The organism is Actinokineospora sp. NPDC051303, from assembly GCF_055586285.1.
Map to the genome: position 1 here is coordinate 1 of NZ_JBVJIN010000101.1, position 6,018 is coordinate 6,018.

A 6,018-nucleotide genomic window follows, 5' to 3' on the forward strand; every position below is an offset into this window, starting at 1 on the left:
GCCTTCGGCCTCACACGTGCGGAGCCAGCTTAGCGATCTTCCTTCTCCCCCGAAGAAACCACTCCACCCCATCGAGCACCTGGCAGCGTTGGTGCTGCTTGGCAGGTGGTGGGTGGTGGGTGGCGGGTGCGCTGCTCCACCCCCATCCCACTGAGCGTCTGACAGGGGCGGGCTTGCTGAGTTGGGCACGTTCTACAGTTGTTCGGACGTAGGCGAGTGGGAGCGGCGGTAGTGACAGCGATTCAGGACGACCAGATCGAGCGGGTCGAGCACGGGCCGGGGATTGATCCGGAGCGGCTGCGGGAGTGCTTGGCGGTGCTTGCCGAGGTCGATGAGTTGCCGACTGAGCATCCTGACGCTGTGGCTGTTCGGCGGGCTACGGCTCGGATTTACAAGTCGGTTCGGTTGCGGCGGCGGGCTGCTAAGCGGGCGGCGGTGACCGAGGCCGATCGGGCTGTTACCGAGGCCACCGCTACGGGGGCGCGTAACCGGATTGATGATGAGACGCAGGGGATTCCGTTGGTGTCCAGCGTTGCCGGGGCTTCCGCTGGGACCTTGTTGCGGGCTCGGTCCTGTTATACCTGCAAGCAGCGCTACCACCAGGTTGACGCGTTCTACCACCAGCTTTGTCCGCCGTGTGCGGAGCTGAACCGGTCTCGGCGGGACGCTCGCACCGATCTGACTGGGCGGCGGGCGTTGTTGACCGGGGGGCGGGCGAAGATCGGGATGTATATCGCGCTTCGGTTGTTGCGCGATGGGGCTCAGACCACGATCACCACCCGGTTCCCCAATGACGCGGTGCGTCGGTTCGCGGCTATGCCGGATGCCGGAGAGTGGTTGGATCGGCTCACCGTGGTGGGGATCGACTTGCGTGATCCGGCGCAGGTCGTGGACCTGGCCGACACCGTGGCCGCGCGGGGGCCGCTCGATATTCTGATCAACAACGCGGCGCAGACTGTGCGGCGGTCTCCCGGGTCTTATGCGCTGTTGGCTGAGGCCGAGTCGGCGCCGTTGCCTGCTGGGCCGTTGCCCGAGGTGTTGTCGCTGGGGCGCACGAGTGACGCGCACCCGGCCGCGCTGGTGGGGGCGGTCGAGGCGATGGCATCGCATGATGTGCATCCGCTGACCGCGCTGGCGCTCACGGCGGGGTCGGCGGCGCCTGATCGGATCGCCGACAACACCGCTATCGACGCGGGTGGGCTGGTGCCTGACCTGCACCCGGTCAACAGTTGGACGCAGCGGGTGCACGAGGTCGATCCGATGGAGTTGCTCGAAGTCCAGCTTTGCAACCAGACCGCGCCGTTCATCCTGGTCAGCAGGTTGCGGCAGGCGATGGCGGCGGCACCGGCGCGGCGCAAGTACGTGGTCAATGTGTCGGCGATGGAGGGGCAGTTCAGCCGCGCCTACAAGGGGCCGGGGCATCCGCACACGAACATGGCCAAGGCCGCGCTGAACATGCTCACCCGCACCAGCGCGGAAGAGATGCTGACCGACGGCATCCTCATGACCGCCGTCGACACCGGGTGGATCACCGACGAGCGGCCGCACCCGACCAAGATGCGGCTGGCCGACGAGGGGTTCCATGCCCCGCTCGACCTGGTGGACGGCGCGGCGCGGGTGTACGACCCGATCGTGCGCGGCGAGGCGGGCGAGGACATCCGGGGCTGCTTCCTGAAGGACTACGCCCCCGCCCCCTGGTAGCCCCGCGCGGAACCTCATCAGCCCCGACACGTCTTCTCACATAAGGGGAAGCGAGAAGAACGGCGGGGACCGGCATGGACCACAAGCGAAGACTCGGCGGGCTGGCACTGGGCTTGGCGCTGGCGGCGGGCGCGGTCGGCTGCACGACCGTGCAGCGCGCGGAGGGACAACCGGCGACCCAGGCGCCCGCCGCGCCGGTCGTGTCCGCCTCGACCGTCGCCACGACGATCACCGAGACGCAGACGGAGACCGTGCGGCCGGTGGACACCCGGGGCGGCTCGGACGGTGGCGGCGGCCGGATCACCACGACGACCAGCCGCAAGCCGGGCACGACGACAACGACGACCCCGCCCTCGGGCGCGCGGATCGACAGCTTCACCGTGGTGCGGCAGCCGACCTGCCCGGTGCGGGGCACACCGGACGCGCCGTTTTCCTCCCCCGGGCAGGACGTGGTCATCTCGTGGAAGGTGTCCGGCGCGCCCGGCGCGGCGCTCTCGGTGGACAACCCGGACGTCTACGGCGGCTACGGCAGCGACTACCCGGCGACCGGACAGCTCGAACTGGCGTTCCCCTGCGATCCGACAGCGGGTAAGACCACGCACACCTACACGCTCTGGCCCAAGGGGGCGAAAACCGTGTCTAAGACCCTCACGGTAAGCGCTGTCAACAACGCCCCGTAAAGGGTCCTACCTGGGCAGCTTGACCACAGTCACGAAGAACTCGTCGATCTTTCTGATGATCTCGATGAAGCGGTCGAAGTCGACCGGCTTGGTGACGTAGGCGTTGGCGTGCAGCTCGTAGCTGCGCAGGATGTCTTCCTCCGCCTCGGAGGTCGTCAGCACCACCACGGGGATCAGCCGCAGCGCCGGGTCGGCCTTGATCTCGGCGAGCACCTGCCTGCCGTCGAAGCGGGGCAGGTTGAGGTCGAGCAGGATCAGGTCCGGGCGTGGGGCGTCGGCGTACTGGCCCTCGCGGCGCAGGAACTGCACGGCCTGCTCGCCGTCGCTGACGACGTGCAGCTGGTTGCGGATCTTGTAGTGCTCGAACGCCTCTCGGGTCATCAGGACGTCGCCGTCGTCGTCCTCTACCAGCAGCACGTCGATGACTTTGACGTCGTTCGGCTCGGTCACGTGACCTCGGCTTTCTCGGGTTCGGTGGTGTCAGGTTCGGCGGTGTCGGGTTCGGTGCTCTCGGCGGCCGGGTCGGCGGCGGGGATCGCCGGGAGGGTGAACAGGAAGCGGGTGCCGCGCTCGGCCTCGGGGTCGAGCCAGATCCGGCCGCCGTGGTACTCGATGATCTTGCGGCACATCGCCAGGCCGATGCCGGTGCCCGGGTAGGCCTCCTTGCTGTGCAGCCGCTGGAAGATCACGAACACCCGCTCGGCGTACTCGGCCTCGATGCCGATGCCGTTGTCCGACACCGAGAACAGCCACTGCTCGGCGTCGCGCTCAGCGGTGATGCGCACCCTCGGCGGCTCCGTGCCGCGGAACTTGATCGCGTTGCCGATGAGGTTCTGGAACACCGCGGTCAGCAGCGGCGTCTCCCCCAGCACCGTCGGCAGGTCGCCGACCTCGATCTCGGCTCCGCTTTCCTCGACGCTCTCGGCGAGGTTGGCCTTGGCCTGGGCGACCAAATCGGCGCAGTCGACCGGGACATGCTCCCGCGAGTGCCTGCCGACCCGGCTGAACGCCAGCAGGTCGTTGATGAGCACCTGCATCCGCTTCGCGCCGTCCACCGCGAACCCGATGTACTGGTCGGCCCGCTCGTCAAGCTGGCCCTTGTAGCGGCGTTCGAGCAGCTGGCAGAAGCTCGCGACCTTGCGCAACGGCTCCTGCAGGTCGTGCGAGGCCACGTAGGCGAACTGCTCCAGCTCCGCGTTCGACCGCTTGAGGTCCTCCGTGCGCGAGTCCAGCTCCGCGTTGATCTCCCGCTGCACCGACACCTCGTCCAGGATGCGACGGCGCATCGAGTCGACGTCCCCGGACAGCTCGGTCACCTCCCGCGGGCCGCTGACCCGCAGCGCGTGCTGGAAGTCGCCGTCGGCGACCCGGCGGACCCGGGTGGCGAGCTGGACCAGCGGGCGGGCGACGGCCGCGCGCAGCGTGACGGTGAGCAGCACGAACACGGCCAGCAGCACGGCGGCGACGCTGACGCAGACGACGACCACCCGGTTCGCCGCCGTCGTCAGCGCGGCCCTGCCGTCGTCCCGGGCGGCGGACAACGTGTCCTGCAAGCTGATTGTGGAGGCGCGGACTTGGTCGAAGCGCTCCTTGCCCTCGGCGTTCCGCGCGGCGTTGAGCACCCCGGACGCGCGGACGCGCTCGACGCTGGGATCGACGTACTCCGAGCGCCACAGGTCGGCCTCGCGCTGGACCCGGTCGAGTTCGGCGGCGATCCCGCGGTGCCCGCCGACCAGCCCCCGCAACCGGGACATGGCCGCGTCCTGCCGGTCGACGCCCTCGCCGTAGGGGGCGAGGAAGTCCTCGCGGGCGGTGAGCGCGAAGCCGCGCAGCGCGGCCTCCTGGTCGACCAGGGCGGTGTCGAGCCGCAGCGCCTCCTGCACGGCCGGGTCGATCCGGTCGACCAGCGCGTCCCGCTCGGCGCTCAGCGCCGAGATGGCCAGCGACACGGCGAGGACCGCGCCCGCGAACACCAGCACCAGCACGCCGATCGTCACCGACAGCCAGCGGCGCAGCGGCCACTGCGCGCCGCCCTTGCCATCCCGCGACCAGCGGGGAACGACTTCCTCAGCCACCGGCGCCTCCCGGAAGCCTGCTGAGCAGCAGCGCGGCGACATCGTCGACCAGGTCGCCCTGGTTGAGGTCGCAGACCTCGCGGATCAGGTCGTCGCACACCTCGGCCTGCCAATGCGCGTCGCGCTTGGCCAGGACACCGACCAGCTCGGCGAGCCGGTCGACCCCCAGGCGCTCGGACGTGTCACCGGTGCGGCCCTCGATCAGGCCGTCGGTGTAGAGCAACACGGACCAGTCCTCCCCGAGGTCGACCGTCGTGACCGGCCATTTCGCGCTGGTCAGCACCCCCAGCGGCACCCCGACGGCGCCGTTGAGCAGGCGCACGGAGCCGTCCGCGACCAGCACCGGCGGCGGGTGCCCCGCCAACCGCAGTTCGGCGGCGTCACGGCCCGGCGCCACCGAGAGCATGCACACGGTGGCGAACAGCCCGTCCAGGTGCCGCTCGTGGACCAGCAGCCGCTGCATGGTCGCCAGCACCTCGTCCACCGGGCGCTCGGCGAGCACCAGCGACCGCCACGCGACCCGCAGGTACACCCCCAACGCGGCCTCGTCGGGCCCGTGGCCGCAGACGTCGCCGATGACGCAGTGCACGGTGCCGTCCGCGCTCTCCACGACATCGTAGAAGTCGCCGCCGAGCAGCATCCGCTCCCGGCCCGGCTGGTAGGAGAAGTGGACGTCGATGCGCGGGTCGTCCAGCAGCGGCGAAGGCAGCAGGCCGCGTTCGAGACGGGCCTTCTCGGTGGCGCGCAGGCGTTCCTCGCGGAGCTGGCGCTGGATCTCCTCGGTGCGCACGCGTTCGACGGCGTAGCGGATGACCCGGCTCAGCAGATCGCCGTCGACCTGCCCCTTGACCAGGTAGTCCTGCGCGCCCGCGGCGACCGCCGCCATGCCCTGCTGCTCATCGGCCAAACCGGTGAGCACGACGACGGCGACATCCGCCCTGGCCCGCTCCAACTGGCGCAGCGCCTGCAACCCGGTCGCGTCGGGGAGGCCGAGGTCGAGCAGCACGCAGTCCTGACCCGCCAGCAGCGGCTCCGCCTCCCGCACCGAATGCGCCCTGGTAAGCCGGAACGGCGCGTTCACCTCCGCGAGCAGCTCCTCCACGAGCAGCGCGTCACCCGGGTCGTCTTCGACCAGCAGGACCCGCACCAACTCCCGCGATGCCACGACAGCATCCATGCAACACCGGCTCCCATGGCCTGGAGGAATTCAGTCGACAGATCCTAACCGTGTCCCGATGTCGCGCTCGTGGGACGCGCGCGGTTGACGCGGGTGCATGCGGGGTATGTCCCCGCCGAGCTGACACGGACGTGAGGAGATGACGGTGGCTGGATTGCTGGACCGGATCAAGGGGTTCCTTCGTGGGCCGCAGGGCAAGGCGCTGACTGAGAAGGCGCGTGGGATCGCGGCGGATCCGCGTAATCGGGAGCGGGCGAAGGCGGCGGTGTCTCGGTTGCGGCGGCGCTGACGCTGGCTGGGGTCTGTCTGCTCGATGGGGTGGAGTGGTTTCTTTGGGGCCCCTACGAAGGAAGATCCCGTCGTGGGAAAGACGGGTGGGGAGCCT

Annotated in this window: 6 protein-coding genes; 3 read left to right on the forward strand and 3 right to left on the reverse strand. The window is 69.7% G+C overall.

What is annotated here, in order from left to right; all coding sequences use genetic code 11:
• The first annotated feature begins 231 nt into the window (after positions 1–231).
• Positions 232–1,701: an SDR family NAD(P)-dependent oxidoreductase gene (locus ACZ6SD_RS32725; protein ID WP_465320901.1), complete on the forward strand. Its 1,470-nt coding sequence runs from the start codon at positions 232–234 to the stop codon at positions 1,699–1,701.
• A 74-nt stretch (positions 1,702–1,775) separates the two neighbouring features.
• Positions 1,776–2,381 (forward strand): hypothetical protein, encoded by a 606-nt coding sequence (locus tag ACZ6SD_RS32730; RefSeq protein WP_465320902.1) that lies wholly within the window; start codon positions 1,776–1,778, stop codon positions 2,379–2,381.
• A gap of 6 nt (positions 2,382–2,387) precedes the next feature.
• Here the strand turns inward: ACZ6SD_RS32730 and ACZ6SD_RS32735 are convergent, their stop codons facing one another.
• The 3 genes from ACZ6SD_RS32735 to ACZ6SD_RS32745 are packed head-to-tail and all read right to left on the reverse strand — an operon-like array spanning position 2,388 to position 5,621.
• Complete coding sequence (locus ACZ6SD_RS32735) at positions 2,388–2,831, reverse strand: response regulator (protein WP_091447054.1); 444 nt, start codon at positions 2,829–2,831, stop codon at positions 2,388–2,390.
• Complete coding sequence (locus tag ACZ6SD_RS32740; protein WP_465320903.1) at positions 2,828–4,456, reverse strand: sensor histidine kinase; 1,629 nt, start codon at positions 4,454–4,456, stop codon at positions 2,828–2,830. Before ACZ6SD_RS32740 ends, ACZ6SD_RS32735 begins: the two co-directional genes overlap by 4 nt.
• On the reverse strand, positions 4,449–5,621 hold the full coding sequence (locus ACZ6SD_RS32745; RefSeq protein WP_465320904.1) for a PP2C family protein-serine/threonine phosphatase: 1,173 nt from the start codon (positions 5,619–5,621) through the stop codon (positions 4,449–4,451). The genes ACZ6SD_RS32740 and ACZ6SD_RS32745 overlap by 8 nt, the downstream gene beginning before the upstream one ends.
• 157 nt (positions 5,622–5,778) lie before the next feature.
• On the opposite strand from ACZ6SD_RS32745, the gene ACZ6SD_RS32750 reads away from it, so the two are divergent.
• Positions 5,779–5,922: a hypothetical protein gene (locus ACZ6SD_RS32750; protein ID WP_465320905.1), complete on the forward strand. Its 144-nt coding sequence runs from the start codon at positions 5,779–5,781 to the stop codon at positions 5,920–5,922.
• Positions 5,923–6,018: the final 96 nt, after the last annotated feature.